The sequence below is a fragment of the Bradyrhizobium sp. 2TAF36 genome (assembly GCF_052114925.1).
GTDB lineage: Bacteria > Pseudomonadota > Alphaproteobacteria > Rhizobiales > Xanthobacteraceae > Bradyrhizobium > Bradyrhizobium barranii.
Genome location: NZ_JBFRFR010000051.1, coordinates 38,622 through 65,057, shown reverse-complemented (window position 1 = coordinate 65,057; position 26,436 = coordinate 38,622). Strand labels below are relative to the sequence as shown.

24 protein-coding genes and 2 pseudogenes are annotated in these 26,436 nt (G+C 64.9%); 13 read left to right on the top strand and 13 right to left on the bottom strand.

The window, feature by feature from the left end; genetic code table 11:
- The first annotated feature begins 153 nt into the window (after positions 1-153).
- A complete protein-coding gene (locus AB4Z51_RS27685) occupies positions 154-651 on the top strand; it encodes a hypothetical protein (protein WP_244623282.1) in 498 nt (165 codons plus the stop codon).
- A gap of 561 nt (positions 652-1,212) precedes the next feature.
- Here AB4Z51_RS27685 and AB4Z51_RS27680 read toward each other — a convergent pair.
- The 3 genes and pseudogenes from AB4Z51_RS27680 to AB4Z51_RS27670 form a co-directional block, all read right to left on the bottom strand.
- Positions 1,213-1,596, bottom strand: a complete 384-nt coding sequence (locus AB4Z51_RS27680; protein WP_028147401.1) for a PLDc N-terminal domain-containing protein — start codon at positions 1,594-1,596, stop codon at positions 1,213-1,215.
- 409 nt (positions 1,597-2,005) lie between these two features.
- The gene (locus AB4Z51_RS27675) at positions 2,006-2,233 is read right to left on the bottom strand and encodes a DUF3551 domain-containing protein (protein WP_084795314.1); all 228 of its coding nucleotides are present in this window, start codon (positions 2,231-2,233) and stop codon (positions 2,006-2,008) included.
- Positions 2,234-3,133: 900 nt separating this feature from the next.
- A pseudogene (locus AB4Z51_RS27670) lies at positions 3,134-5,254 on the bottom strand (ATP-binding protein).
- A gap of 143 nt (positions 5,255-5,397) precedes the next feature.
- Here AB4Z51_RS27670 and AB4Z51_RS27665 point away from each other — a divergent pair.
- Genes AB4Z51_RS27665 through AB4Z51_RS27655 form a run of 3 tightly spaced genes read left to right on the top strand, consistent with a single transcriptional unit; the run spans position 5,398 to position 8,068 of the window.
- Positions 5,398-6,060 (top strand): FABP family protein, encoded by a 663-nt coding sequence (locus AB4Z51_RS27665; protein ID WP_063985871.1) that lies wholly within the window; start codon positions 5,398-5,400, stop codon positions 6,058-6,060.
- Between the two features lie 19 nt (positions 6,061-6,079).
- A complete protein-coding gene (locus AB4Z51_RS27660; protein WP_085400920.1) occupies positions 6,080-6,790 on the top strand; it encodes a RibD family protein in 711 nt (236 codons plus the stop codon).
- 9 nt (positions 6,791-6,799) lie between these two features.
- Entirely contained in the window at positions 6,800-8,068 is a 1,269-nt protein-coding gene (locus tag AB4Z51_RS27655; RefSeq protein ID WP_135215754.1) for a flavin monoamine oxidase family protein, read from the top strand.
- Between the two features lie 31 nt (positions 8,069-8,099).
- Here AB4Z51_RS27655 and AB4Z51_RS27650 read toward each other — a convergent pair whose 3' ends face one another.
- From AB4Z51_RS27650 to AB4Z51_RS27620, 7 genes and pseudogenes are all read right to left on the bottom strand, one after another.
- Complete coding sequence (locus AB4Z51_RS27650; protein WP_085400922.1) at positions 8,100-8,420, bottom strand: hypothetical protein; 321 nt, start codon at positions 8,418-8,420, stop codon at positions 8,100-8,102.
- 121 nt (positions 8,421-8,541) lie between these two features.
- Positions 8,542-9,116, bottom strand: a pseudogene (locus tag AB4Z51_RS27645) (cysteine hydrolase family protein).
- Positions 9,117-9,287: 171 nt separating this feature from the next.
- On the bottom strand, positions 9,288-9,635 hold the full coding sequence (locus AB4Z51_RS27640) for a DUF3088 domain-containing protein (protein ID WP_085400925.1): 348 nt from the start codon (positions 9,633-9,635) through the stop codon (positions 9,288-9,290).
- Positions 9,636-9,690: 55 nt separating this feature from the next.
- Positions 9,691-10,266: a hypothetical protein gene (locus AB4Z51_RS27635; RefSeq protein ID WP_071917092.1), complete on the bottom strand. Its 576-nt coding sequence runs from the start codon at positions 10,264-10,266 to the stop codon at positions 9,691-9,693.
- 202 nt (positions 10,267-10,468) lie between these two features.
- Positions 10,469-11,785 carry a tetratricopeptide repeat protein gene (locus tag AB4Z51_RS27630; RefSeq protein ID WP_085400926.1) on the bottom strand — a complete coding sequence of 439 codons (1,317 nt, stop codon included), beginning with the start codon at positions 11,783-11,785 and terminating at the stop codon, positions 10,469-10,471.
- A 12-nt stretch (positions 11,786-11,797) separates the two neighbouring features.
- The gene (locus AB4Z51_RS27625; protein WP_085400928.1) at positions 11,798-12,808 is read right to left on the bottom strand and encodes an aldo/keto reductase; all 1,011 of its coding nucleotides are present in this window, start codon (positions 12,806-12,808) and stop codon (positions 11,798-11,800) included.
- Between the two features lie 305 nt (positions 12,809-13,113).
- Positions 13,114-13,539, bottom strand: a complete 426-nt coding sequence (locus AB4Z51_RS27620) for a PaaI family thioesterase (RefSeq protein WP_063986737.1) — start codon at positions 13,537-13,539, stop codon at positions 13,114-13,116.
- A 71-nt stretch (positions 13,540-13,610) separates the two neighbouring features.
- Between AB4Z51_RS27620 and AB4Z51_RS27615 the strand changes: the two genes are divergently transcribed.
- Together AB4Z51_RS27615 and AB4Z51_RS27610 are read left to right on the top strand one after the other, a co-directional pair.
- On the top strand, positions 13,611-14,237 hold the full coding sequence (locus AB4Z51_RS27615; RefSeq protein WP_085400930.1) for an NUDIX hydrolase: 627 nt from the start codon (positions 13,611-13,613) through the stop codon (positions 14,235-14,237).
- A gap of 56 nt (positions 14,238-14,293) precedes the next feature.
- Positions 14,294-15,508 carry a hypothetical protein gene (locus AB4Z51_RS27610; RefSeq protein ID WP_085400931.1) on the top strand — a complete coding sequence of 405 codons (1,215 nt, stop codon included), beginning with the start codon at positions 14,294-14,296 and terminating at the stop codon, positions 15,506-15,508.
- Between the two features lie 172 nt (positions 15,509-15,680).
- Here AB4Z51_RS27610 and AB4Z51_RS27605 read toward each other — a convergent pair whose 3' ends face one another.
- Entirely contained in the window at positions 15,681-15,989 is a 309-nt protein-coding gene (locus AB4Z51_RS27605; protein ID WP_085400981.1) for a hypothetical protein, read from the bottom strand.
- A gap of 197 nt (positions 15,990-16,186) precedes the next feature.
- Here AB4Z51_RS27605 and AB4Z51_RS27600 point away from each other — a divergent pair, with 197 nt between their 5' ends.
- From AB4Z51_RS27600 to AB4Z51_RS27580, 5 genes are all read left to right on the top strand, one after another.
- Positions 16,187-16,666, top strand: coding sequence for a hypothetical protein (locus tag AB4Z51_RS27600; protein WP_085400933.1), 480 nt, complete (start codon positions 16,187-16,189; stop codon positions 16,664-16,666).
- A gap of 210 nt (positions 16,667-16,876) precedes the next feature.
- Complete coding sequence (locus tag AB4Z51_RS27595; protein ID WP_441498369.1) at positions 16,877-17,824, top strand: TAXI family TRAP transporter solute-binding subunit; 948 nt, start codon at positions 16,877-16,879, stop codon at positions 17,822-17,824.
- 187 nt (positions 17,825-18,011) lie between these two features.
- Positions 18,012-20,120 carry a TRAP transporter permease gene (locus tag AB4Z51_RS27590; protein ID WP_085400935.1) on the top strand — a complete coding sequence of 703 codons (2,109 nt, stop codon included), beginning with the start codon at positions 18,012-18,014 and terminating at the stop codon, positions 20,118-20,120.
- Positions 20,117-20,494 (top strand): DUF1850 domain-containing protein, encoded by a 378-nt coding sequence (locus tag AB4Z51_RS27585; RefSeq protein ID WP_167768178.1) that lies wholly within the window; start codon positions 20,117-20,119, stop codon positions 20,492-20,494. The genes AB4Z51_RS27590 and AB4Z51_RS27585 overlap by 4 nt, the downstream gene beginning before the upstream one ends.
- Before the next feature lie 46 nt (positions 20,495-20,540).
- Positions 20,541-21,347 (top strand): SDR family NAD(P)-dependent oxidoreductase, encoded by an 807-nt coding sequence (locus AB4Z51_RS27580; protein ID WP_085400938.1) that lies wholly within the window; start codon positions 20,541-20,543, stop codon positions 21,345-21,347.
- A gap of 166 nt (positions 21,348-21,513) precedes the next feature.
- Here AB4Z51_RS27580 and AB4Z51_RS27575 read toward each other — a convergent pair whose 3' ends face one another.
- On the bottom strand, positions 21,514-22,284 hold the full coding sequence (locus AB4Z51_RS27575) for a hypothetical protein (protein ID WP_441498368.1): 771 nt from the start codon (positions 22,282-22,284) through the stop codon (positions 21,514-21,516).
- Between the two features lie 86 nt (positions 22,285-22,370).
- Positions 22,371-23,948 carry a cation:proton antiporter gene (locus AB4Z51_RS27570; protein ID WP_085400941.1) on the bottom strand — a complete coding sequence of 526 codons (1,578 nt, stop codon included), beginning with the start codon at positions 23,946-23,948 and terminating at the stop codon, positions 22,371-22,373.
- A gap of 118 nt (positions 23,949-24,066) precedes the next feature.
- Here AB4Z51_RS27570 and AB4Z51_RS27565 point away from each other — a divergent pair, with 118 nt between their 5' ends.
- Positions 24,067-24,831, top strand: a complete 765-nt coding sequence (locus tag AB4Z51_RS27565; protein ID WP_085400943.1) for a tetratricopeptide repeat protein — start codon at positions 24,067-24,069, stop codon at positions 24,829-24,831.
- A 133-nt stretch (positions 24,832-24,964) separates the two neighbouring features.
- Positions 24,965-26,350: a tetratricopeptide repeat protein gene (locus AB4Z51_RS27560; RefSeq protein ID WP_135215752.1), complete on the top strand. Its 1,386-nt coding sequence runs from the start codon at positions 24,965-24,967 to the stop codon at positions 26,348-26,350.
- Positions 26,351-26,436 lie beyond the last annotated feature (86 nt).

Below are 26,436 nucleotides of genomic sequence, written 5' to 3'. Positions count from 1 at the left end.
GTTCTGATGACGTTCTTCCAGTGGTTGATCACCACGGGCGGATGACGAGAGCGGCCGAATCAAGTTGCAGGGTTCGGCGATGCAACTTCAATCGGCGCGTGATATCCTCGTCTCGGGGGATGGAATGGACTGTCCCTCCGCATCTGGAAGGACATGGCCATGACGTTGTCGTCACGCTTCGTTGCGCGTCCCGCTGTCACATTCCCATCGATTGCACTGTTGCTGTGCGGCCTGAGCGGCACGGCAATGTCTCAACCGACGCCCACCGAGACTCAGCTTCCCAGCATCACGGTCGACGCGCCGAGACAGGTGGCGAGGCCGCACAAGCCAACGCATCACGTGGCCATCCGCAGCACCGGGTATCGGACATCGCCAGCCACATCGACGGCCGTGGCGGCGCCGATGTCGGATGCCGCGAGGCTCGCCAAGCTCGAACGCGAAACGAGCAGCTGTGCCGGCGGTTGCCAATCGAGCTTCAAGACGGGAAATCAGCCCTGGGTCGGCTGCAACGCTTCGGGCGGCGTGTACTCCTTCACGTGCCGGAACGTCGGCAACTTCAAGACTTACGACGAGTGCAAGGAAGCCGGACGGGTCACCGGCTGGCGATCGGGCGAGACCTCGGCGTATTGCAGCAGCCTGGCGTTGAAGTAGGGGCGGCTGGGGGTTGAGGAGGCTCGTCGGCTAGGCCAGCCTCCTCCGATCGGACTGGGCACAGTCGCCCGCGCACCTCGATGGTTGATGCGAGAGCGATCCGGTGGGCAACCTGCAAACCCGCAAGACGAAGTCTGCCTTCTAATTCCCTTTGGGCCCGGGCGGTCCGATCGGGCCCGCAGGTCCGGCCGGCCCTGGAGGACCCGCTGGCCCGGGGAGGCCGCAATTCTGTATCACCACGTCTCTCGTATCCGGTCCGGACGTGATCTTTACGATACAAGTCGATGGAAACTCCGGTCCAATCCACCGAAATCCTCCGGTCGAAGTGCTCTCGACTTTCACGGTTTTGCTCGGACTGATCTTGATTTCCACGCTGGACTCGCGGGGCCGTCTTACTCTTCCGACGATGACCAACTCGCCCTGCGATATGGTGGCGGTTGTTATGAATATTTCCGCATGCGCGCTTTCAGTCCACGCAATTGCAAAGCCAGCAATAAGAGCTCCAACGGTGCCAAAAGGCTTTGCGAACATCATGGGCCTCCCCGCTTCCCTCACCGATGGTTAGGAGACCAGCTTGGTGCGAAGGCGCCCGTACTCGGTATCGGTTATAGATCCCGATTTTTTGAGCTGATCGAGCTTGGAAAGCTCGTCGGCGACACTAAAGCCGACGATGTGCCGTAATTCCTCGCGCGCCCGCTGAGCCTGCTCAGCGCTGCGTTCCGCCATCCCCCTGCCTTGGGTGATGAGGTAAGCAAAGATGCCGAGGTAGGAGGTCAGAACAAGTGCAAGCACCCACAGTGCCTTACCCCATCCGGAAATGTCGTGGCGCCTGAACAGGTCGCCATAGATGACAATGAGCAGCCAGAACCAAACGACAAATGCGAATACAGCAATTATATCCATCAGAAAATTTCGATATGTGAATCCTTCCTGAGCGAAGAACATTGCGATCCCCTTATTGAGTTGCCGTTCTCGATCTTTCCTGTAGGCCAGTCGCACGGCCCGCTACGCGAAGGCTCAACGGCAGTACCGATGCGACACGCGGTGCGACCTTCCGCTGGTCGAGCGGTACCAGCAGTTGCCGTTCCTCCAATAATATCGATGCCAATGTTGATGTCGCCGGTGGGCGCCCGCGATGGCTCCGGCCGTCGCCCCTATGGCAGCGCCGCGGCGACCACCAACAGCACCACCGATGACGGCACCTCGAAGCGCACTCTGAGCAAATGATTCGCTGGAAGGGACCATTCCTGCGAACGAGAGCAGGATGACGAACAGTGCAAGCTTTCGCATCGGGGGCCTTCCCTTGATTGACTGCTTCTGCCATGCCGTGCCGCCGAATAGCTCCGAGCGGTGATTAGCGCCGCCGCGGAGCGGCATAGCGCGGGTTGATGCCGCAATATGCGTTCGTGCCAGAAGCAGCAGCCAGGCATTGCGAGCGGGTGGCGAACTGACAATTGCCCGGAAAGCCCCAATTGCGACCTCGCAGGCAGTATCGATCCGCCTCGGCAGCTCGGACTGGCTCCAAAAAAGCAAGGAATACAGCGGCAGTGAGTAACGTCAGCATCGGAGCGACACGATGCATATCGATCTCCGTGGATGGATGGAGGTGAATATACTGGCGGCGCGAGGGGAATACCGCCAGTAAAAGCCCTTGCCAGACGCTGGGGCGTTTATTGATGCTACCTGGCGCGAAAAGCGCTCATGCTATTCAGGCTCGGAACCGCTTGTAGGTAAACGTAACAATTGCCATTGCGTGTCCTTGAATGCGGACCGCTGGCCGGATGACGTACGGCTTTCGGATATCGAGCCCCGTTTCATCTGCGCCGCCTGCGGCAGGCGGGCGCCGATGTCGCGCCAGATGGAGCCGCAGAGACATGGTTCGGGGAGAACGATCCCGAGGGCGTGGCGTTTGAATATGAGGTTCTTGAATGAACCGGATCGGCCGCAGGACTATCTACGCCATGTCAGTAATCGTTGTGCTGCTGATCGTCTGGTAGATTCTCGCACCGCTTTGAAGGAGTGAGACGTCGTCGCGCAAGGCCAATGAACCTTGCATACTTGTAACGAGGCGGACACCGAAGCGCCTTCTGGGTGGCCAAATGCTGGCGGAATGTGAGGGCTTATAAAAGCCGACCCTGGCCCACGGGATTTACTCCGATGTTATTTCAAGCGGCGATTATTTGCCTGATCGTACTCAGCATCGGCGTTCTCGTCGCCCACGCGGTTGACGCTCTCAGAACGTAGCGAGCCCGCCAGCGTGAACCGGCGGGCCTCCACCTCGGTCTTCTCAGTTCACGCCCAGAGTCTGGCGTTGAAGTAGATGCGGCTGGGGTTGAGGAGGTTCGTCGGCTAGGCCAGGCTCCTCCGATCGGACTGGGGTACAGTCGCCCGCGCATCGATAATCACGGCGTGATCGCCGATACACATCATCGCACCGGCATGTCGCTTTCGCTCATGCGAGCTGCTCGCCCGCTTGCGTCGCCTACCGCCCCGCCTTCGCCAAGCCCGCCAGGCTCGCCGCCAGCTCATCGCTTCGGAACGGCTTCGTCAGCAGCGACAGGTCCGGCGTGATGCCCTCGTTGTTGGCGTAGCCTGACACGACGAGGATCTGGAGCTCGGGATATTGATTGCGCAGCGCGAGGCCGAGGTCTGTTCCGCTCATGCCGGGCATCAAATGGTCGGTGACGAGCAGGTTCGGCCGCAGGCCTTACCTGACGCGCTGAAGCGCGTCCTCCGCCGAGGCGGCTTCGACGACGTTGTAGCCGAGCTCGCCCAGCATCTCGGCGGTGCTCATGCGCACCAGCGGTTCGTCATCCACCAGCAGAGCCGTGCCGACGGGCTGTGGCCGCAGTTTTGATTGCGGGACGGCATCAATGGCGCTCGCGACGGCGTGGCTGACCGGCAGCCACAGCTCGACCGTCGTCCCAGCCCCCATGGCGCTCCTGATCGTCAGCGCGCCGCCGAGCTGTGACGCAAGGCCGTGGACCATCGAGAGGCCAAGACCGGTGCCTCGCCCGACGCCCTTGGTCGAGAAGAACGGTTCGACGGCGTGGGCCAGTGTGAACTCGTCCATGCCGATGCCGGTATCGGCGACGGAGATGCAGACATAGGCGCCCGGTGCCAATTCCGAATTGTGAGAGTCTCCAATCGTCCGGGCCTTCGCCGAGATGCGCAGCTTGCCGCCGCCGGGCATGGCATCCCTGGCGTTCACGCTGAGGTTCAGGATCGCCATCTCGATCTGGTTGGGATCGGCCATGGCCGCGGGAAGGTCTTCCGGCGTGTCCACCGTCACCTGGATCTGCGGCCCGGTCGTGCTCGAGATCAGGTCGCCCATCTCGGCAACGAGGAGACCAATGTTGACGGGAATGGCCTGAAGCGGTTGCCGGCGCGCGAAAGCGAGCAGGCGCTGAACCAGCGTCTTGGCGCGCTCGGCCGCCTGTGCTGCGCCGGCGATGAGGCGATGCTCGCGCTCGCCGCCGATGCCCTTGCGCTGAAACAGGTCGAGCAGGCCGACGATCGGCGTGAGCAGATTGTTGAAGTCGTGCGCGACGCCGCCCGTGAGCTGGCCCATGGCCTCCATCTTCTGGGCCTGGCGGAGCGCTTCCTCGGCCTGCGCGAGCCGCGCCTGCTCCTCCAGGCGATCCGTCACGTCGACCCCGGTCAGGAACGCGCCGATCCGCGTGCCGTCCGGAGCGCGGAGCGCCTCGAACTTCATCTCGTAGACGCGGCGGTCGAACCGGGGATCGCCGAACTCATCGATGTTGGTGAAGGCTTCGCCGGCCAGCGCCCGGCTCCAGATCGCGGTTGCCGCCGCGAGATGCTCGGGCCGGTCGGCCAGGAACTGCTGCAGGGAATCGCCGATCTGCGGCCGCTTGCCGTAGATGCGCTGATAGGCATCGGCGCAGGACGTGTTGATCGCCAGCCAGCGATAATCGAGATCGAGCGCCTGGATCTGTCCGTCGGTGGTTTCCACGATCGTCGCCAGCAAATGACGCTCGGCGGTGCGTTCGGCGACGCGCTGCTCGAGGGTCGTGGTCAGCTCCCTGTATCGCGCTTCGCTCGCCCGCAGCCGCGTCTCGCCCAGCACGCGCTCCGTCGTCTCGGACACGATGCAAAGCACTCCGCCGACCGAGCCGTCATCGTCCCGCACGGCCGAGTAGGAGACGTCCCAGTAGCTGGTTTCGCCGTAGCCGTGGCGCTCGACGTAGAACGGTCGATCCTTGGCGGCGAATGTCTTTCTGGTTCGGCGCACGCCTGATAGCAGCGGTTCGAGATCGTCCCACAGCTCGCCCCAGTTTTYGATCGCGGGGCGACCGAGGGCGCGGGGATGATTGGCGCCGATGCCCGGGGCGTAGGCGTCATTGTAGAGCGCGACGAAGTCGGGCCCCCAGAACAGGACGATCTGGGCTTGCGCGGCCAGCAGCATGCTGACCGTCGTTTTCAGCGCCTGAGACCAATCGCGGGGATGACCGAGCGGTGAATCCGACCAGTCGCGGGCGCTCATCATCGCGCCCAGCTTGCCTCCGTCAGCGAGGAAGCCCAATTCAATCGACCGCCGAGCAGCCTTCTCAGACAGCACCGGATCCCCCGCTACGCGTGACACGGGCGTCCTTGCCCATTCGAGCCGGCTTTCGAGGGCTCGTGCTCAAGCGCAGATAACACCCGGCGCGCGCTCTGGTTCCATTCCAGTCGATTCCCGCCGTCCTTGTGCTATTGCTGCTCCCCGCAACTTGACGCGAGGTTCCCATGCTCCCCATTCCCGCCGACATCTTCACCGAGCCCGAGGACGTTTCGCCCGACGGCCTTGCCAATCTCGGCCCGCTCCGCCGTCTCGCAGGGAGCTGGCAGGCGGACAAGGGCATCGACATCAATCCGAAGGCGGAGGGGCCGGAGCGGCGGACCTTCATCGAGCGCATCCGCATGGACCCGATCGACCCGCAGGCCAACGGGCCGCAGCTGTTTTACGGGCTGCGCTATCACATCCACATCAACACGCCCGAGGAAGACATCACCTTCCACGACCAGGTCGGCTATTGGCTGTGGGAGCCCGCGACCGGGCTGATCATGCAGACGCTCGCGATTCCGCGCGGACAGGTCTTGCTCGCCTCGGGCAAGGCCGGGCCGGATGACAGGAAGATATCGGTCACGGCGAAGCGCGGCGACACGGCTTACGGAATCTGCTCGACCGATTTCCTGGAACAGGCCTTCCGCACCGATTCCTATCGCTGYGACATCACCTTCAACGATGACGGAAGCTGGAGCTATCTGATCCAGACCGAGTTGTTCGTGCGCGGCGCGCCGTTCAATCATCACGACAGCAACACGCTGAAGCTCGTCGCGCCGCCCAAGCTCAATCCGCTGGCGGTGATCGTGAAGGATCGCGCCGGGCGCGATGGATCAGCGGCCTGAAGCGTACCCGGAGAATTGCATGAAGCCCTACGTCATTTGCCTGATGCATTCCAGCCTGGACGGCCGCACGCATCCCAGCCGCTGGCGGCCGAAGGGGGCGGGCACAGACTGGTTCGAGAAGATCCATGACGAACTCGGCGGCGACGCCTGGGTGATCGGCCGCGTCACCGGCTCCGAGTTCGCCAAGGGCAAGCCCTATCCCGCAACGGCGGGCGAGACATTTCCCCGCCAAAGCTGGTTCGCGCGGCGCGATGCGAAAACCTATGGCGTCGTGCTCGACGCGCAGGGCAAGATCGGCTGGGGCCGGTCAGACATTGGCGGTGACCCGATCGTCGTGGTGCTGACCGAGGGCGTGCCGGATTCGCATCTGGCCGGGCTGCGCGGCGAGGGTGTGTCCTACATCTTCGCCGGCAAGTCCGAGATCGACCTGGCRCTGACGCTGGACATCCTCAATCGCGAGCTCGGCGTGAAGCGCTTGCTGGTCGAGGGCGGCGGCGTCGCCAATGGGGCCTTCCTGCGCGCCGGTCTCATCGACGAATTCAACCTGATCCTCAGCCCCGCGATCGATGGCGCCAGGGGCGCACCCTTCGTGTTCGATTCGACGGACGCGGACAGCGACAAGCGCGCGCCGCTCGCCGCGATGACGCTGGAGAGCACGCGCGACCTCGGCAGTGGCGTTCTGCTGCTGCGGTATCTGATCAAGAACGACCCGCAAGCGATGCCCAAGTAAGGCATCGGCATGGGACAATTGGAGCACATCGTCATCGTCGGTGCCGGCGCGGCCGGGCTGATGGCGGCGCGCGAGCTGGCACGCGTGGGCAGGACGGTCACGATCCTGGAGGCGCGCGAGCGCTGCGGCGGGCGCATCGATCCGCTGCCGGCGTCGGAGTTCGGCTACCCCGCCGATGGCGGCGCGGAATTCGTCCATGGCGAGGCGCCGGTCACGCGCAAGCTTGTGCGCGAGGCGGGGCTGTCGCTGCAGGAGATCGAAGGCACCCAGTGGAGCTTTGACGGCACGAGGCTCTCCCACGAAGACCGTCACGATCCGCACGAGGCAGAGCTGTACGCCGCGCTAGGGGCGTTGAAGGATGATCTCACGGTTGCCGATTTCCTCCGCGGCCACTTCGCCGGGCCTAGGTATGACCGGCTGCGCCATTCGATCGAGCGCATGGTCGAGGGCTACGACGCCGCCGACCCCGAGCGCGCCTCGACGCTGGCGCTGCGCGAGGAATGGATGGACGGCGGGCATCACACCCAAGCGCGCATCGTCGGCGGCTACGGCGCGCTGATCGATTTTCTGGCGAGCGAGTGCCGCGGGCTTGGCGTGACGTTTCGCTTCGGCCGCGCGGTGTCGGCGATCGAGGAGACGGGCGGCGCGCTGGCCGTCCGCTGTGCCGGCGGCGACGTGCATGGCTGTGATCGCGCGATCCTCACCGTCCCGCTGCCGTTGTTGCGCGAGATCGCGCTTCCGGAGCCCGCACGCGCGAAGGCTGCGGCAGCTGACGATATCGGCTTCGGCAGCGTGATAAAAATCCTGCTGCGGTTCGCGCGGCCGTGGTGGCGCGAGCGAAACGAAGACCTCGCGGACATGACCTTCCTGCTCTCGGACCAGTCGATTCCGGTGTGGTGGACGCGGCATCCGGACCAGCATCCCGTGCTCACCGGCTGGTTCGGCGGGCCGCGCACGGCCGAGCTTGCGAAGCTCGATCGGCAAGGGCTGATCGATGCCGGGGTCGATTCGCTTGCGGTCATCTTCGGCGTGTCGCGCGACGACATCGCGCGCGATCTCGTGGCGGCTGCGGCGACCAACTGGCTGCACGATCCCTTCGCCCGCGGCGCCTATTCCTGGGCGACGCCGCGGACGCGCGAGGCCCAGGCGATCCTTGCGCGCGCCGACGGTCCGGTACTGTTCTCCGGCGAAGCGCTCTATCGCGGCCGCGACATGGGGACAGTCGAGGCGGCGCTGGCGAGCGGGCTGGAGACCGCAGAGATGATTTTGCGGGGATGAAAAAAGGCCCGCACAAGGCGGGCCTTAACTCTCACCAGCGGCCGCCGCCGAAGCTGAACGTCACGCCGGGACCTCCGCCACCATAATAGCCGTACGGTCCGCCGCCGTAATAGCCGTGGTGCCGCGGGTAATAGCCATAGTTCCGGTAGTGCGGACGATAATAGCCGTGGTGGTGATGGCGCCATTGGTGATGGCGATGGCCGTGGTGGTGGTGCCTGTGCTGCGCGCTGATGTCGGTGGACTGGCCGGCTGGCGCGTTCTGCTTCGCGCTGGCCTTGCCCGCCGCGTTGGCCGTGGATCCGCCGGCGAGCGCCGCAGCACCTACAGCCATCGCGACAAAGAGATACTTCATGTCATCACTCCAGTTGAGAAGTCGCGTGATAACAGATGGCTGTCCGCTGCGTTCCGGCCAGTGCGGGCGTCGAAACGACGCAGACGTAGTTCCGATCGACGTGTGAATGATGTGGCGCGATCTATTGTCGCATCGCTTCGAGCGAAGCGATCACGTCGGCGGCGGCGACGATGCGCGCAAATTCGTCGTTGAGATTCGACAGCGTCATCGCATGAATTTCTTCAGCCGAATGCTTGTCGCCATCTGGTCCGATCCGGTCGAAGGTCCAGGTCGCATCGCGCACGAGGCTCGCGTCGAAGCCGAGATTGCCGGCCATCCGCGTCGTCGTCTCGACGCAATGATTGGTGGTGGCGCCGCAGATTACCAGCGTCGTGATGTTGCCTGCGCGCAGGCTGTCTCGAGATCGGTGCCGATGAAGGCGCTGTTGACGCGCTTGACGACCACCGCCTCGCCCGGCGCTTCGCGCGCCTCGTCCTTGACCGCGTAGCCGGAGCTTTGCGGCAGGAACGACGAATTCGGCTTCGTGCCCTCGTGGCGGATGTGGAAGATCGGCGCGCCGCGCTTCCTGAATGCCTTCAGCAGATCGGCGATGCGCGCCACCGCGTCCGGATTGTTGCGCCGCTTGCCGGCCGCCTCCCATTCGTCGAATGCGCGCTGGACGTCGACGACGACGAGGGCGGGGAGGGAGTGGGACATAAGGAGCGGCTTCCAGACTTGCTTGCTGCGCGAAGTATGCGGGGCGACCGACGTGGCAGGCAATGTCGATTTTCCCTCGTTTCGCGACAGCTCTCGTGCCCCGGCTCTGCGGAGCGGCGCTACGCGCCGCACTGCGTCCGGGACACGGAGAGCTGCGCGCGTGCTCGGCCCTCACGGATGCGGATCGGGAAACCCGTGGCGTTCAGTGAGCGCGGCGAGGATCGCGTCCTTGTCGGCAATGAAGGTGCGGCCGTGGTGACTGCCGGTCTGATGCGGCGACGTCGTCCCGTCGGCCAGCACGAGCAGCGGCAGCGACTGGTTCTCCTCGCCGACCAGCGCGATCACCGGCAGCCTTGGCCGCGGCCATGCGATGCGCTCAACGTCGAGCTGTTCGGCGAGCTGCGGAAACGAGGCGAGCACGCCCTCGATCAGCGCGCAATGCCAGCAATAGAAGCGCTGACCCGGAAAGGCGGGGTCCTCGAAGCCAGGGCGCAGCAGAAACAGGCGGTCGCGCGTCATGAATCGCTCCAAAGCATGGCGCGATCATACATGCCGGCAGCAGCGGATGATGCCGTTACTTGAACGGATCCTGGATCGATGGCGACGATTGCCGGATGCGACGTACGCTCACCGGCTTGCCGTCGGAGACGAACAGCAGCTCGTATCGGCGGCCCTCGCTGTCGGTCGCCGTGCAGGTGACGTCCGTCACCTTCCTTGCGGCGAAATTGCCGGTCTGGCGGCAGACGCCGGTCGAGGTCTGCTCGGCCGGCACCGGCAGGCCGTCGACCTTGGGCCGGTCCTTGGAATTGAGCAGCATGCGGTCGATTCGCAGCTCGTAGGAATTGTCGTCCGCGCGCTGGCCGTTCTCGCCGGAGAACGACACGACATGGTTGGCGTCGGAGGGATCGTCGACGGCGACCGCGAAATTGACCCGGCCCTTGTCACCATGGGCGTAAGCCACCGTCTTGCACGCGAAGGTGCGCCCCGCGACCTTCAGCGTCTTGCAGTGGCCCGACATCAGCGCCAGCAGGTCGATGAAGGCGTTCTGCGCCGGCGGGTTGTTGACGGGGATGGGCGCGGAAGACTCGGCAAAACAAGGGCTTGCGAGAGTCGCGAGGGCCGCGGCGAGGACCGGTCGGCGGAGGCGCATCATCAGGCTCGTATGCCAGGGGGCCACGGCGGCGGAAAAGTTCCGCTCAACAACGAGCGAACCACAAATTGGTTGCGATCCCGTTTGTTCAGCTAAACCCGACTGGAATACCACCGCACCACCCATCGGCGATTCATCCGATCGCCCCATCCCGTCCTAGCAGGCCACTTGCTGCCAGACCGATGTTTTTTTCGTGGCAGAGCTAAACGGTCGCCGCCTGCCAGCGCGTATCGCGAAGCGAGGGCCGGCGGTGCAGGCGGGCGTCGAGCAGCGCGCGGGCGCGGGGCAGCTCGCCGCTGCGCATGAGCGCGACGATGTAGGTATCCTCGATCAGTTCGCGCTGGGCATGGCTGCCGCCGATGCGCACGACCTCGCCGAGGACGGGCCCGAGCGTTCGCACGCATGAGGTGTAATCCTCGCGGGCAAAGGCCACGAGCGCACGGCAGATTGCCGGCACCACGGGACCGGCCGGCAGCCTGCCGTCGCCGAGCCGCTGCTCGATCGCCGCGAGGCGCGCGGCGAGCGCCTCCTGGTTCTGCGTCGCCGCAGCGAACAGTGCCATGTGGACGTCGGCAAAGGGCAGGCTCGATTTTGGAAACAGTTTTTGCGCGGTGGCATCGGCCTCGAGCCAGAGCGCTTCCGGCACGGTGTGGCCGTAAGCCGACAGGCGCCAGAGCAGCGAGGCGCCGTCGGTGACGACGTTGAGCGGCGGCGCCTTCGTGGCGGAGGGCCGAAGTACGTCGGCATAGATCGCAAGCGCGCGCGCCGCATCGCCATGCTCGAGCGCGCCGAGCGCCTGGTGCCAGCGAATATGGCCGTGCAGGATGCCGGTACGGTCGTAAGAGGGGATCCATGCGTCGACGAGACGGTCAGCCGCGTCGATCGAGCCGTCCTCGAACATCGCATGCAGCACGGCGTGCGCGGCGTGGGCATTCTGGCGGCGCAGGTCAAAACCGCGCTCGGTGACGCCGCGGCCGCGCGCGACGTCGCCATTCTCCGTCATCGCCCAGCCGGACATGGTGAGAAACCACCAGTCCTCGCCATAATGCTGCGCGACGCGCTCGCACAGCTCGTGCCGGGCGCGGTCGTGATCGGGCATGCCGGAAAACGCGAACAGGCCGAACGCGCCGAGCGGCAGCGACAGCACCACAGCGTCGCGCGGCCAGCTCTCGACATGCTTCAGCGTCGATGCGATGGCCTCGGGCAGCCGGCCCTCGATCGCAAGCGCCAGCGTCTCGACATGCGAGCGCTCGCGCTCCGTGCCGCGTTTCGCTGTGAGCTCGCGCGCGCGTGCCGCCTTCTGCCGCGCGAGGTCGCCCTGCTGATAGAAGGCATGCACGCGGGCGCGGGCGATATGGGGAAGCGCGAAATCCGGATCGGCCGCAATCGCGCGTTCCAGCGCCTCCGCCGTACCGGTCCAACCGGCCAGCATGAGATCGACGCCTTCGCGATAGGCGCTTGCCGCCTCGTGCGAAGACGTCGAGAGTGAAAGGCCGTAGCGGTCTTCGTGCGCCGTCATCGTCTTCAGCTCTCAAGCCGTCCGCGCGCGGCGTCCCTCGATCGGATAGGCGGGGTCGTTGTAGCCCGGCGTCGAGGGATGGCCCGGCACGACCAGCCGGTCGATCAGCGCCTCGTCATTCGCCGTGAAGCGGTAGTCGAGCGCGCGGATGTAGCCGTCCCACTGCTCCTCGGTGCGTGGGCCGGCGACGATCGAGCTGACAAAGGCGGAGTTCAGCACCCAGGCGACCGCGAACTGGCCGGCGGTGATGCCTTTCTTCTCGGCGTGGGTCTTGATCTCCTGCGCGAGCTGGAGCGATTCCGGTCGCCATTCCGTCTGCATCATGCGGGTGTCGTTGCGGCCGGCGCGTGTCTCCTTGTCCGGCGCGGCGTCGGGCTTGTACTTGCCGGTGAGCACGCCGCGCGCCAGCGGGCTGTAGGGCACGATGCCGAGGCCGTAGTAGGAACAGGCCGGGAAGTGCTCGACCTCCGGCATGCGATTCATCGCGTTGTAATAGGGCTGGCTCACCGCGGGCCGGTCGATGCCGAGCCGGTCGCAGATGTTGCAGATCTCGGCGACGCGCCAGGCGCGGTAGTTCGAGACGCCGAAATAGCGCACCTTGCCGGCGCGGATCAGATCGCCCATCGCGCGCACCGTCTCCTCCAGCGGTGTCGCATGGTCTTCCTTGTGCAGATAGTAGATGTCGATGTGGTCGGTGCCGAGCCGCTTCAGGCTCTCATCGGCGGCCTGCAACACCCAGCGCCGCGACAGGCCGACACGGTTGGGATCGTCACCCATGGGGTTGGCGAGTTTTGTGGCGAGCACCCAGGCGTGCCGGTTGTTGCCGATGGCGCGGCCGACGACCTCCTCGGATGCGCCCTTCGAATAGGCATCCGCCGTGTCGATGAAATTGATCCCGGCCTCATGCGCTTTCGCGATGATCCGGTTTGATGCGGCTTCATCGGTCGGCCCGCCGAACATCATGGTGCCCAGACAGATCGGCGAGACTTTCAGGCCGGTGCGGCCGAGCTGGCGGTATTGCATGGGCTGTTTCCTCAACGCTATCGAAGCTGGCAGCATAGCCAGCTAATTCCGTCATTGCGAGCGCAGCGAAGCAATCCAGAGATGCATCCGCGGAGAGATACTGGATTGCTTCGCTGCGCTCGCAATGACGAGATTGGGGAGGCCGCTTGCCAAACTCTCAGCTGTCATCGCCCGACTTGATCGGGCGATCCAGTATTCCGAGGAGGCAAAGATTGAACCGATAGGCCGCGGCGTACTGGATTCCCCGCTTTCGCCGGGAATGACGGCGGTGGGTGTGGTTGGAGCGGCAGCCCGACCGCGCGCCGCTACCCCGGCCCCTTCAAGATCTTGAACACGCCATTCGCCATCACGATGCAGCGGCCGTCGACGGTGACTTCGGTGCTCATGAAGATGAGGCTGCGCGTCGAGCGCACCACGCGGGGGCGGGAGATCAGGATGTCGCCGATCTGCCCGGCCTCGACGAAATGGGTGTCGAGCTGCACCGTCGCCATGAATTCCTTGCCGGAAACGTAGCGGGCGGTCATGCCGCAGGTGCGGTCCGCGAACGTCATCATCACGCCGCCCTGGACCATGCCGCGGCGATTGTGGTGCTTGTCCTCGGTGGCGAGCGCGAATTCGTAATGGCCGTCGACCTTGCGCTCCCACAAGGGGCCGATCAGGTGCAGGAAGCCCGTGGTCTCCAGGATGCTCCAGCCGTCCGATTTGAGCCTTGCGGCGGCCTTGTTGGTCATGTCGTCGTCCATTGCTGCGCGGGCCTTGCGAGCTCATTTCATCGGGGCCTGACGTGGTGTAGTCAAGCATCATGAGACCGTTCGACGATGCCACACGGCGGAATATCGCGGCTGCCTGCGCGGCCTTCACGCGCCTGCCGGAGGATGATGCGCCCGCCGCATTGAAGCACGCCGCGGTGGCGGTCGCGCTGACCGCGGCGAGTGACGGCGATGACACCGCATTCCTGCTCACGCTGCGCGCGTCACACCTGCGCGCCCATCGCGGCCAATGGGCCTTGCCGGGCGGCCGCTGCGATGCCGGCGAGACGCCGGTCGAAGCGGCGCTGCGCGAGCTTGATGAGGAGCTTGGCCTCCGCCTTTCGCATGCGGAGGTGCTCGGCACGCTCGACGATTATCCGACTCGCTCCGGCTATCTGATCACGCCGGTGGTGGTCTGGACGGCCGACAGTGCCGCGATCCGGCCGAACCCGGATGAGGTCGCCTCGGTCCACCGCATCGCGCTCGCGACGATCGAGCGCGAAGACGCGTTCGACTTCATCGCGATTCCCGAAAGCTCCCGCCGCGTGATCCGCTTCCATCACGAGAAGAGCCTGATCCACGCGCCGACCGCGGCGCTGATCTACCAGTTCCGTGAGGTGCTGGCGGGACGTCACACCCGCGTCACCGAGCTGGAACAGCCGGTGTTCGCCTGGAAGTGACGATGGTAAACGGCGCGTTAACGTGACGGTTACCGGATGCCTGCTAAGAGGGCAGCATGCATCATTCGATTCGAAAACATCTCGCGCTAGTTCCATTCGCGCTCGTCCTGCTCGCGCCCACTGCGCGAGGCGGCGAGGCCGACGCGCTGCCGCCGGCCGTCCGCGATGCCAAGGCCCAGTTGCTGTCGCAGTTCTTTGCGCAGGGTGGCGCGTCGCCGGCCGTGCTCGAATATCGCCGCAAGCTGCAGGAATATCAGGCGGCGCGCGGGGCCTTCGACGAAGAGGCGGGTGCCTATTGGAGCCAGATCTCCGAGAAGCGGAAAGGCCGCAACGCCAAGCGGCGCAGCGGACAGCAGGTGACGCTTGACGATTATGTGCTGCAGCATCCGCCGCTCTATAACGGGCCGAAGCGGCCGGTGAATCCGGAGCCGGAAGAAACGCCGGATCGTCCGACCAGAAAGCCGATACCGGTGGTCGCCGATCTCCTGCAGGCGGCACGCGAGCTCTATCAGTTCACGCCGCAGCGGCCGTCCAGCGAGGTCGAGTTCAAGCGCGCCTATGCGCGCTACGCGCTCGCCTCGGGGCTGACGCGCGAGCAGGCGGTGCGGGTCTATTCGTTCGAGACCGGCGGCACCGGCAATTACGACGTGCAGGCGGGTATTGAGCATGGCGGCAAGCGCGCGATCTCGACCGCGATGGGCTACAACCAGCTCCTGACCACCAACAGCGTCGAGCTGCTGGCCGAGCAGGGCCATGAACTCATTCGCGCGCTTTCCGACAAGGTGGCGCGGACGTCCGGGCCGGCGCGCCAGCCGCTCGAGCACAAGCTTGCCGTGCTGAAGAAGATGGTGGCGCAGGCGAAATCGGTGCCGGACACCTGGTCGGAGCACGAGAAGATCGGCAACACCGCGCAGGGCTGGGCCATGCATGCCATGGTGCTGGACATCGATATCGGCCCGATGCTGCAAACCCATAAGCTTTTGACTTCGGTGCTGTTCGCGCGCACCAAGGGCTACACCCGGCCGCTCACCGCCGCCGAGCTCGAGATGATGAACCTCACCGGCGACGGCACCGGCCTCGACATGGTGACGATGCCGCAGGCGATGCGCGAGCAGGTGCCGACCTCGAACTTCTTCCAGCGCGGCGGCTACGAGCGCAACCCGGTCGCGATCCGCCACAACACGGTGGCCAAGCTGCTGGCGGTGACGGATACGCGGATGGACTCGAACAGCAACAATGCCGGCGCACGGGAGCTGGCGGGGGCGTTCTAGTCCTCGCTGCCACATCCTCCGCTGTCATGCCCCGGCTTGACCGGGGCATCCAGTACGCCGCAGCCTCTCGATTGAAGCACAACGGCCTCTGGAATACTGGATCACCCGCCCCAGTGCGCAAGCGCGCACAAGGCGGGTGATGACACCGAGTGCTTGGGTTGGCCGTCGCCCCTTACTGATCCGACCCGAACTTGAACTTGCCGTCGCCTTCGAGATACGGGCCGCTGCGCATGTAGAGCTGGCCGTTGTGGCCGATGAAGAACAGCGTGCCTTTCGGCACCTTCTTGGCGCCCTTCAGGAGTTCACCGGCATTGTTGGTGCCCATCTTGTAGGAGAAGGTCTTGCCGTCCTTGTCATAGGCATAGCCGGTGTCGGGCTTGAGCTCCCAGGGCGTTGCCGCGGTCTGCGCCAATGCGGGTGCGCTGAATGCGCCGAGCGTTGCTGTGAGTGCAAGTGCAAATGTCTTCGTTGAAAATGCCATCATCCCATCCTCCCCATCGTTGGGGTTGCCATCTTGAACAAATCACGAACGGCGTTTACAGGTCAATTTGCGAAAGCGCCGCAGCGCATCACGTCCTGCCCAGCAGTTTGTGATTTTCCCTTCGTCCCCGCGCGACTATGTTCCGCTTTCAGTCTAGAACGCAATTCGACAAAAATATTGGTAGGGGGATGATTCGGATGAACCAAGTCGTGAAAGCCTGCTCAGCCGCCGCGCTGTTGGTGACGGCGCTGGCGCCCGTCGCCCGGGCGGATGACTACCAACTCAGCCACAACCAGCGGATTTCGTGCAGCCGTGGCCTCGCCCCGGGCAAGCTGAACACCGCGACCTGCAAGTCTTACACCTACCTGTTCAACACCAAGACCTCGGAATATTTCCGCTGCCAGGTCTCGCTGGCGCTGACCCGCGACAACAAGGAAGTCATCAACGTCCAGACCGACGGCGGCTGCACCAAGAAGCCGCGCATCTTCGAGACCGACGGCAAATACGATTTCGACGCGACCGAGACCGAACCGCCGAACACCAACTCGTTCTTCGGCCCCGGCGGCTATTCGGTCTGGGCCGCCGACGTCACCGCGCAGAAGGTGCGCGGCTGCATCATCATCTCCTCCGGCCTCGGCTCCGACATCTCCAAGTGCCTGGACATGACCTTCCAATAAGGGCTTGCCAGCAAGAGCTTGCCAGTAAGGCTTGCCGGCGAGGGCGAGACACGCGCCAGACCCTGATTGCGCCACCTCGCCGCACCCGCGGGTTCCCCAAAAATCGAGCCGGGTCAGCCGTTTACCGCAGTCCTGTTGTGACTTTTGGATGGGTTGACCCGCTTCCCCCATCCGGCCAATTTCCCGGCCGGTTTGGGGAGTACAACAACCATGAAACGGACGATTTTCGGCGCGGCCGCGGCTCTTGCCCTGGCGGCGTCGGCACCTTGCGCGCATGCGCAATCCTTCATCAACGTGCTGACCGGCGGCACCTCCGGCGTCTACTATCCGCTCGGGGTCGCGATCGGAAAGATCTACGGCGACAAGATTCCGAATGTGAAGACGCAGGTGCAGGCCACCAAGGCGTCGGTCGAGAACCTGATCCTGCTCCAGCAGGGCCGCGGTGAAATTGCGTTCACGCTGGGTGACTCGCTCAAAGCCGCCTGGGAGGGCGACGAGGAAGCCGGCTTCAAGTCCAAGCTGGACAAGCTGCGCACCATCGGCGCGATCTATCCGAACTACATCCAGATTGTCGCGACCGCCGAATCGGGCATCAAGACGCTCGCAGACCTCAAGGGCAAGAGCCTCTCGGTCGGCGCGCCGAAGTCGGGCACCGAGCTCAATTCCCGTGCGATCCTCGCGGCCGCAGGTATGACCTATCAGGACCTCGGCAAGGTCGAATATCTGCCGTTCGCCGAATCCGTCGACCTCATGAAGAACCGCCAGTTGGGCGCGACGCTTCAATCGGCCGGCCTTGGCGTCGCCTCGCTGAAGGATCTCTCGAGTTCGGCCTCGATCACCGTGGTGTCGGTGCCGAAGGAGACCATCGACAAGATCGGCCCGCCCTTCATCTCGGCAATCATTCCGGCCAATACCTATACCGGCCAGGACAAGGACGTGCCGACCGCGGCCGTGGTCAACTATCTCGTGACGAGCTCCGCGGTGTCGGACGACCTCGCCTACCAGATGACCAAGCTGATCTTCGAGTCGCTGCCCGAATTGCAGAACGCCCATGCCGCGGGCAAGGAGATCAAGCTCGAGGCGGCCGCCACCGGCAGCCCGGTTCCGCTGCATCCCGGCGCGATCCGCTATTACAAGGAAAAAGGGCTGATCAAGTAAGATCAGCTCCATTCGTGTCGTCATGCCCGGGCAAAAGCGCGAAGCGCGTCTTCGCGCAGATGTCCCGGGCATCCACGTTCTTGGCGACACCGTAGGCCGTGGATGGCCGGGACAAGCCCGGCCATGACGCGTGCGGTGGCACTGCCAATGTTATAATGACGCACCATAAGGGCTCGGGGACATATCGATGTTGCAGGCAGAGGGCTCCGCAGGGCCTATCAAGGTTGAATTCGACAATTTCGAGCACGGTTTTCCGGAAGGTTTTGGTCCGGGCTGGTGGGGCACTCTCGCCTACTGGATCGGCATTGCCTTCGCCACCTTCCAGCTCTATGTCGCCGCCTTCAACTATCTGCCGAGCCAGGTGGTGCGCGGGGTACATGTCGGTTTCCTCGTTCTCCTCACTTTCGGCCTGATCGCCAACTTCACCGCGAAGAGCGATGTCGGTCGCGCGCTTGGCTGGGTGATCGGCGGCGCCGGCTTCTTCTGCGGCCTCTATCAATGGATCTTCTATGCCGACCTGATTGCGCGCGACGGCGATCCGACGCGGCTCGATCTCGCGGTCGGCACGCTGCTCGCGGTGCTGATCTTCGAGGGCACGCGGCGCCTGATGGGCGCGGCGCTACCGCTGATGTGCGGCGCGTGTCTCGTCTACTGGTTCTTCGGGCAATATCTGCCGTCGCCGCTCAACCATCGCGGCTACGACTTCGACCAGATCGTCACGCATCTGTCGTTCGGCACCGAAGGTTTTTACGGCGTGCCGATCTACGTCTCGGCGACCTACATCTTCCTGTTCATCCTGTTCGGCTCGTTCCTGGAACGCGCCGGCATGATCCAGCTCTTCACCGATGTCTCGCTCGGCCTGTTCGGCAGGACGCGCGGCGGACCTGCGAAGGTTGCGGTGTTCGCCTCGGGCATGATGGGCACCATCTCCGGCTCCGGCGTCGCCAACGTCGTCACCGTCGGCCAGTTCACGATTCCGCTGATGATCAGGTTCGGCTATCGCCGCGCCTTTGCCGCCGGTGTCGAGGCGACGGCCTCGATGGGCGGGCAGATCATGCCGCCGGTGATGGGCGCGGTCGCCTTCATCATGGCGGAGACGCTCGGCGTCCAGTACTCGGAAATCGTCAAGGCGGCGGCGATCCCCGCCATCCTCTATTTCGCGTCCGCCTTCTGGATGGTGCATCTGGAAGCCGGCAAGCACGGCCTCGTCGGCATGAAGCGCTCGGAGATTCCGAGCGCCTGGAAGGCGCTGGTGACGCGTTGGTATCTCGTGCTGCCGCTCGCGGCGCTCGTCTACATGCTGTTCGAGGGCTTTACGCCGCTCTATGCTGGCAGCATGGGCCTTGCGCTCACGGTGACACTGATCCTCGGCGCCAGCATCACGGCCGGYGCCTCCTCGATGGTCGTCCGCTCCATCTTCTGGATCGGACTTGCGCTCGTCGTCGGCGCGCTGTCGCGCGACGGTCTCCAGATCGTGCCGGTCGCGAGCGTCGTCGTCGGGCTGATCGTGATCACGGCGTTCGTGCGCGGCGGGTTCGCGGCCTTGCGCGAATGCCGCAATGCGCTGGCCGAGAGTGCGAAGTCGGCGATCACGGTGGGTATGGCCTGCGCCATCGTCGGCGTCATCATCGGCATGATGTCGCAGACCGGCGTCGGCACCATTTTTGGCAGCTGGGTGATCGGTCTCGGCGAGAAGAGCCTGTTCCTGGCGTTGATCATGACCATGCTGCTGTCGATCCTGCTCGGCACCGGCATTCCGACCATCCCGACCTACATCATCACCGCCGCGCTCGCCGCGCCGGCGCTGGCGAAGCTCGGCGTGCCCCTGATCGCGAGCCACATGTTCGCGTTCTATTACGGCATCATGGCCGACCTCTCGCCGCCGGTGGCACTCGCCGCATTGGCGGCGGCGCCGATCGCGAAGGAGAATCCGGACAAGATCGGCTGGGAGGCGATGCGTATCGCGCTAGCCGGCTACGTCATTCCGTTCATCTTCGTCTATTCGCCGGCGCTGATGCTGCAGGCCGGCGATCCCATGGCGGCCAAGCTCGGCTTCTATGGTGCGGTGGCGCTCGCGACCTTCAAGGCGCTGGTGGCGATCGGCCTGTTCGGCATGGTCGCGATCGGTTTTCTGTTCACGCGCATGACGCTGCTCGAACGCGTGCTCGCGCTCGGAGCCGCGCTCTGCCTGCTCGGTGACTTCGCCTTCAGCGACACCGCCGGCTTCGTGCTCTCCGCCGCGCTCTTGCTGTGGCAGTGGCGGCAGCGTCCGCCCGCCGTCGTCGAAGCCGCGTGAGCCTCTGCTTCGCAACAGCGGGTGGCGTGAAAGCGCTGGCGCTTTCCGCCTTCACGCTGGTGTGGACGCATTCGATCGCGAAGGTCGACTGGCAGGAGGACTGGCGCGTCACGCCTGCCGGCCTCGACCTGGTGCAGGCGCGGGTCAAAGGCACCGGGCCCGGCATGGAGCCGCCGCCCGAGGCGCGCCTCGTCGACGGCTGGTTTCAATGGCAGCCGCAGCGTGCACCGATGCAGGAGGTCGTGCTTGGCAATTCCGGCGCGGCCGGGGAATGGCGGTTATGCCATGATGGAAGCTGCCGGACTCTTTCGGAGATTGTCGGGCATCCCATCGGTGCTAACGTCACCACGATGAAGGTCTGTAACGATCCGTAGCTCGCCACGCCCGGGCTACAATTAACAACAACACGGGAGACACGCGATGGATCGGCTCAAGGGCAAGGTTGCGATGGTGGTGGGCGCCGGCTCGATCGGGCCCGGCTGGGGCAACGGCAAGGCGACCGCGGTGACCTTTGCGCGCGAGGGCGCGCAGGTGTTTTGCGTCGATCGCAACGGTGCCGCAGCCGAGGAGACCGCGAAGATCATCACGGGTGAGGGCGGCAATGCGACTGCCTTCACCGCGGACGTCTCGCGCGCGAGCGAGATCGAGGCGATGGTGGCGGCGTGCCTGAAAGCCTATGGCCGCATCGATGTGCTCGACAACAATGTCGGCATCGCCGAGATGGGCAGCGTGGTCGAGGTCGCCGAGGAGAGCTGGGACCGCGTCTTCACTGTCAACCTCAAGAGCGCCTATCTCGCCATGAAGCACATCGTCCCCGTGATGGTGAAGCAGGGCGGCGGCTCGATCATCAACATCTCCTCGATCGCCTCGATCCGGCATGTCGGGATTTCCTATGTCAGCTACAACGCCAGCAAGGCGGCAATGAACCAGCTGACGCGCTCCACCGCGATCGAGTTCGCGAAGAACCATGTGCGGGTGAATGCAATCCTGCCCGGCCTGATGAAGACGCCGATGGTGGAGCATTCCGCGGGTCTCGCGAACAGCTACGCCAAGGGCGACGTCGAAGCGATGTGGCGCGCGCGCGATGCGCAGGTGCCGATGGGGCACATGGGCGAGGCCTGGGACGTCGCCAATGCCGCGCTGTTCCTGGCGTCGGACGAGTCGAAATATGTGACGGGGATCGAGCTGGTGGTCGACGGCGGGATCACGTGCAAGGCGGGGGCGTAGCTCCAATTTCCTTCGTCGTCCCGGGACGCGCAAAGCGCGAACCCGGGACCCATAGCCACAGGACGAAGTTGCCGCGCGAGCTAGCAACTCCGAGTCTTCGCCAAACCACGTCCTGTGGCTATGGATCCCGGATCTGCGCTGCGCTTGTCCGGGACGACAGCGGTGACTACTGCGCCAGCGCCAGGATGCCTCCGGCAAACGAATGCCACGCCGCACTCTCGCTGATCGGCCAGTTCAGCACCTTCACCGCCAGCAGCGCGAGCGTACCGTAGATGTAGACCGGGTGCACGCGGCCATCGGTGCGCCAGTCGCGCACCATAGCGACGACGAGCAGGAGCGAAGCGACCACGGCCGGGGCGATCGTGACGGGCACCGGCGGCGGGCCGGGCGGTCCGGGAGGCGCGAGGAAGGTAATGAACCAGCGCGCGATCGCGGCGTCGAGGATCGAGACCGCGGCAAGCAGCATAAGGCGCTTGTGAATCTCGGGCTTTCGCGTGTTGATGATCGCGAGCACGAACACCACCGCGAAGAACGCGATGCCGCTCATCGGCACGATCGAGAAGCCGATGCCGGCATCCTTCTGCCCAAGTGCGGCGGCGTGCTGCATCACGTGCACCGAGGCGAGGAAGCCGAAGATCGTCATCGCGGTCGCAAGCGACACGCCGGCAATCCCGAGCGCGCGGTGATTGACCACGCGGCCCGACGCCGCGAGCCAGGTCTGGATCGCGAAATAGAGAGACCAGGTGAAGAACAGGAGTCCGTGAAAATGAATCACCGGGCTCGCGGAAAACGTCCGCTGCGCGAGCGGTACGAAATAGGTCGGCGCGAAGCCGAGAAACGCGGTGGCCGCGCAGGCCAGTGCCATATTGAGATAAAAATATCGTGCAGGCGACGCATCACGCGCGCGTACACGACGGTCGTCGATCAAGGTCGTCATCTGGAATGAGTCTGGAGAGGCGGTGTTTGGTTCAAGCTCCTGACCACCTGGATAGGCCGGGACGCCGCTCAACGCTCGAGCGGAGTTTAACCGCCCGCGCTCAACTCTGCGCGATCGAGCTCTTCCTCGATCCGGTGAAACGCGTCGTCGCCGATCACTTCGGTATCGCGAAGGCCGAGGATCGATTTGCGCGCGGCCTCGATGGCGCGGCGGCGCAGCGGATCGGCGGGCAATTCGCCGCTGGCGATGCCGCCGTGCGGATCGTCGTCGGCCTGCATCAGGATGGCGCGGTATTCGAGCCGCAGGATTTCCGCCTCCTCCGACGGATCGTCCTCGATCGCATCGAGCGCGGCGCGATAGGCGACTGCGCGGGCGCGCGCGACCTCGATACCGACGGGATCGTCGTCCTTGAGGCCGAAGGCGAGAATCAGCGGCCGCAGCGTCAGGCCCTGGATGACCAGCGAGCCCAGCACCACCGCAAAGGCGATGAAGACGATGAAGTCGCGATAGGGGAAGCTTTCCGGCAGGGCGAAGGCGGTGGCGAGCGTGACGAGACCGCGCATGCCGCACCAGGAGATGATGAGGCCACCCTTCGGCGAGGCAACCTGCTTGGGATCCTTCGGATGATAGAGCCCGTGCGCGATCAGGACGCGCAGCGTCGCGCGGTAGAACGTGATCCAGGCAAGCCGCACCAGGACCACTGTGAGCAGGATCCAGGCGGCCGCCACGCAATATTCCCAGCGGACCTCCGCGTCGAGCCGCGTCCAGATCGGCCGCATCTGCATGCCGATCAGCATGAAGGCGAGCACGTTGAGCACGAACACCATCGTCTCCCAGACCGCATAGGACGGCACCCGCAACCGCGCCGGCATGCGCGCCCCCGCGGTGCGCGCGACGGTGATGGCGTAGACGACGATGGTGAGGATGCCGGAGAGGCCGAGATGCTCGGCTGCGATCCAGACCATGAAGGTGGTGGCGAACTGCACGATGATCGCGCTCGGCGCTTCCTTCACGCGTTCCAGGAACAGCGGGATGATGCGCCCGGCCAAAAGACCGGCGAGGACGCTGCCGACCAGCCCGAGTGCAATCGTCGGCGCGACCTCGCTCCATTTCAGATGCTCCATGACGACAGCGCCGACCGCGATGCGATAGATCAGAAGCGCGCTGGCGTCGTTGAGCAGGCTCTCGCCTTCCAGCACCTTCACCATGCGATAGGGCAGCTTGACCTGGCTCAGGATCGCGACCGCGGCCGCCGCATCCGGCGGGGCCACGATGGCGCCGAGCGCAATGGCGGCGGCCCAGGGCATGTCAGGCATCAGCCGGTGCGCGACGAAGGCCACGCCGACCGTGGTCAGGCCGACCGCGGCGACCACCAGGGTCGAGACCGGAACCCAGTTGTTGCGGAGATCGCGCAGCGAGGTGTCGAAGGCGGCATCCATCAGCACCGGTGCGACAAAAAGCGCCAATGCCAGGTCGGGTTCGAGCGTCCAGGACGGGCTGTTCGGCACGAACGCGATCAGCGCGCCGCCGATGGCGAGAAAGGTCGGGTAGGGGACCTTGATCCGCCGCGCCAGCGCCGATAATGCAACGGCGCCGAGCAGAAGCACGATGATCCATTCGAATGTCGACACGTTGATCCCCGAAACCGATTTTGGCTGTGCCACAAGCTAGCACCAATCCGGCCGTATGATGGATAGTGCACCCTCAAGGCAAGGCTCAAGCCAAGACCCAAGCCAAGACCCAGGCCAAGATTCAAGCCAAGACTTTCCGACTGCAGCTAGCATGCGTTCTCAAAATCTCATTCGATTGTCCGGTGCGGTGGCGCTCTTTGCGCTTTCGCTCGGGGCGGCCCGTGCCGCGACCGGCGGCGAGCCCGCCGCCGTCGTGCAGGTCGATGTCGCGCCGTGCCTCGCTGCTGCTGCCGCCGACGACATGGACAAGGCCGGCTCCGCCTGCGCCTCCGTCATCGACAACGAGAAGACGGCCAAGGCGGACCTGGTCAAGGCGCTGGTCGCGCGCGGCGCGCTTTATGCGCGGCATGACCAGGTCGACCGTGCGATCGCCGACGACAGCCGCGCTCTTCAACTCGATCCGACCCTGGCCGACCTCTTCAACGCCCGCGGCGAGCTCTGGCTGAAGAAGGGCGACAAGCCGAAGGCGGTGCAGGATTTCGGCGCCGCACTGAAGATTGATCCGAACCACGAGAAGGCCAAGGCCAATCACAAGGCGATGGCGCGCGAGCTCGAGCGGATCGGCGCGCAGATGGCTGTGGCCGGCAAGCCAAGCTTCAATTGCAAGAGTGCGGCCCGGGCGGTCGAGAAGGCGATCTGCGCCAACCGCGAGCTCGCCGATCTCGATCGGGAGATTTTTGCATCGAATGCCCGCGTGGTCCGGGAGGCGCGCAATCCTGCGGAAGCCAAGGCACTTCAGCGCGAGCAGGACGAATTCATTGCCCGCCGCAATGCTGGTTATGGGCGGGCCGGGTACGATCTGAAGAAGGCGATGCAGGAGCGGCTGCAGCGGATCAACGGGGTGGACGGGTATTGAGGGCTTCCTTCGCCTCTCCCCGCAAACCGGGCGAGGGAGTGCAGGCGCCCGTGCGTCCCTAACAGGCCCGAATTGAACCCATTCCTCGCCCGCCGCGACAATGGTGAACACCTGATGTCACGGAGTCTTCCCGATGTGCGGCACGCGTTCTTCCGCGCAAATGTTCCCGTTTGCCAAAATCCCGCTTCGCGCCTTCCTGCTCAGCGCCGCGATGAGCCTTATCCTCGCCGCCCCGGCCTCTGCTACCGTCGATTGCGTGATGGGCAGCAAGACTGCGCCCGCCGAACTGATCACGGCGTGCGGCGCCATCATCGACCAAACCACCAATTCGAGCTCCGACCGCGCCGCCGCGCTGCTGGTGCGCGCCGACGCCAATGCGCGAACCTCAGGCGGCCTCACGCAGGCGCTGCGGGATATCGACCGCGCCATCGCGTTGGACGGCAAGAACGCAAAGGCCTGGCGCCTGCGCGGCGACCTGCTGCGCGAGGCCGGCGGCGATCTCAACCGTGCCGCGGCTGATCTCAGCAAGGCCATCGAACTCGATCCGCAGGACGCGGAAGCCTACGAGCTGCGCGGCGTCGTCTACACCAATCAGCGCCGGCTCGACCGCGCGCTCGCCGATTACGATCAGGCGATCAAGCTGAAGCCGGATGATGCGCAGGCCTGGTCCGACCGCGGCGTGAACTATTATCTCGGTGGCGACAACGAGAAGGCGATCCGCGATCTCAGCGAGGCGCTGCGGCTCGATCCGAACCGGCCGCGCGCCTACACCAATCGCGGCGCGGCCTACAAGAAGCTCGGTCAGCTCGACAAGGCGGTCGCCGACGACGGCGAGGCGATCAAGCTCGATCCGAAGGTCCCCGAATATTACGACAATCGTGGCCTGGTGCTGGCCGCGATGGGTGAGTACGACAAGGCGATCGCCGACTACGACCAGGCGCTGCGGCTGGCGCCGCGGCCGAACTTCTTCACCAACCGCGGCGACTCTTACCAGCTCAAGGGCGAGCTTGGCGCGGCGCTCAGCGACTACGAGGCTGCGCTCAAGATCGATCCGAATTTCGCGCAGACCTTCAACAACCGCGCGGTGCTTTACAAGAAGATGGGCGAGCGCAAGAAGGCGCTGGCCGATTACGAGACGGCGCTGAAGCTCGATCCCGGCAACGAGAACGCGGCCAACGGCCGCCGCACCATGATGGCGGAGATCGCGAAGTTCGGCGCCGAGCCGCTGCGTCCGCTCGCGGCGAATTCCGGCAACGGCCCGTCGTTCGATTGCGCCACGGCGAAGCGCGAGGTCGAGAAGGTGATCTGCGCCGATCCGCAACTCGGCGTGCTCGATCGCCAGATCGCCGAGACCTATGAGCGCGTGCTGAAGGCCACGAAAGGCCGTTCGGCCGGCGACCTGCGCAAGACCCAGCGCGATTTCCTCGCCACGCGGAATACGAGCTTCGGCCGGCCCGGCTATGATCTGAGGAAGGTCATGCAGGAACGGTTGCAGCGGCTGAATGCGATGGAGAGTTGAGGCGCCTCTACGCGCACACTGCGTTCCCTCCCCCCTTGCGGGGGAGGGTTAGGGAGAGGGGTGGCCACAAACTCCAGACAGAGTTC

Bases quoted from the DNA above. Each gene is read 5' to 3' on its own strand.
- AB4Z51_RS27675 (WP_084795314.1), bottom strand. From the start codon at position 2,233: ATGCATCGTGTCGCTCCGATGCTGACGTTACTCACTGCCGCTGTATTC.
- AB4Z51_RS27565 (WP_085400943.1), top strand. From the start codon at position 24,067: ATGCGTTCTCAAAATCTCATTCGATTGTCCGGTGCGGTGGCGCTCTTT.
- AB4Z51_RS27640 (WP_085400925.1), bottom strand. From the start codon at position 9,635: ATGACGCGCGACCGCCTGTTTCTGCTGCGCCCTGGCTTCGAGGACCCC.
- AB4Z51_RS27595 (WP_441498369.1), top strand. From the start codon at position 16,877: ATGAAACGGACGATTTTCGGCGCGGCCGCGGCTCTTGCCCTGGCGGCG.
- AB4Z51_RS27620 (WP_063986737.1), bottom strand. From the start codon at position 13,539: ATGACCAACAAGGCCGCCGCAAGGCTCAAATCGGACGGCTGGAGCATC.
- AB4Z51_RS27615 (WP_085400930.1), top strand. From the start codon at position 13,611: ATGAGACCGTTCGACGATGCCACACGGCGGAATATCGCGGCTGCCTGC.
- AB4Z51_RS27580 (WP_085400938.1), top strand. From the start codon at position 20,541: ATGGATCGGCTCAAGGGCAAGGTTGCGATGGTGGTGGGCGCCGGCTCG.
- AB4Z51_RS27625 (WP_085400928.1), bottom strand. From the start codon at position 12,808: ATGCAATACCGCCAGCTCGGCCGCACCGGCCTGAAAGTCTCGCCGATC.
- AB4Z51_RS27560 (WP_135215752.1), top strand. From the start codon at position 24,965: ATGTGCGGCACGCGTTCTTCCGCGCAAATGTTCCCGTTTGCCAAAATC.
- AB4Z51_RS27635 (WP_071917092.1), bottom strand. From the start codon at position 10,266: ATGCGCCTCCGCCGACCGGTCCTCGCCGCGGCCCTCGCGACTCTCGCA.
- AB4Z51_RS27600 (WP_085400933.1), top strand. From the start codon at position 16,187: ATGAACCAAGTCGTGAAAGCCTGCTCAGCCGCCGCGCTGTTGGTGACG.
- AB4Z51_RS27610 (WP_085400931.1), top strand. From the start codon at position 14,294: ATGCATCATTCGATTCGAAAACATCTCGCGCTAGTTCCATTCGCGCTC.
- AB4Z51_RS27680 (WP_028147401.1), bottom strand. From the start codon at position 1,596: ATGTTCTTCGCTCAGGAAGGATTCACATATCGAAATTTTCTGATGGAT.
- AB4Z51_RS27575 (WP_441498368.1), bottom strand. From the start codon at position 22,284: ATGACGACCTTGATCGACGACCGTCGTGTACGCGCGCGTGATGCGTCG.
- AB4Z51_RS27605 (WP_085400981.1), bottom strand. From the start codon at position 15,989: ATGGCATTTTCAACGAAGACATTTGCACTTGCACTCACAGCAACGCTC.
- AB4Z51_RS27655 (WP_135215754.1), top strand. From the start codon at position 6,800: ATGGGACAATTGGAGCACATCGTCATCGTCGGTGCCGGCGCGGCCGGG.
- AB4Z51_RS27630 (WP_085400926.1), bottom strand. From the start codon at position 11,785: ATGACGGCGCACGAAGACCGCTACGGCCTTTCACTCTCGACGTCTTCG.
- AB4Z51_RS27685 (WP_244623282.1), top strand. From the start codon at position 154: ATGGCCATGACGTTGTCGTCACGCTTCGTTGCGCGTCCCGCTGTCACA.
- AB4Z51_RS27650 (WP_085400922.1), bottom strand. From the start codon at position 8,420: ATGAAGTATCTCTTTGTCGCGATGGCTGTAGGTGCTGCGGCGCTCGCC.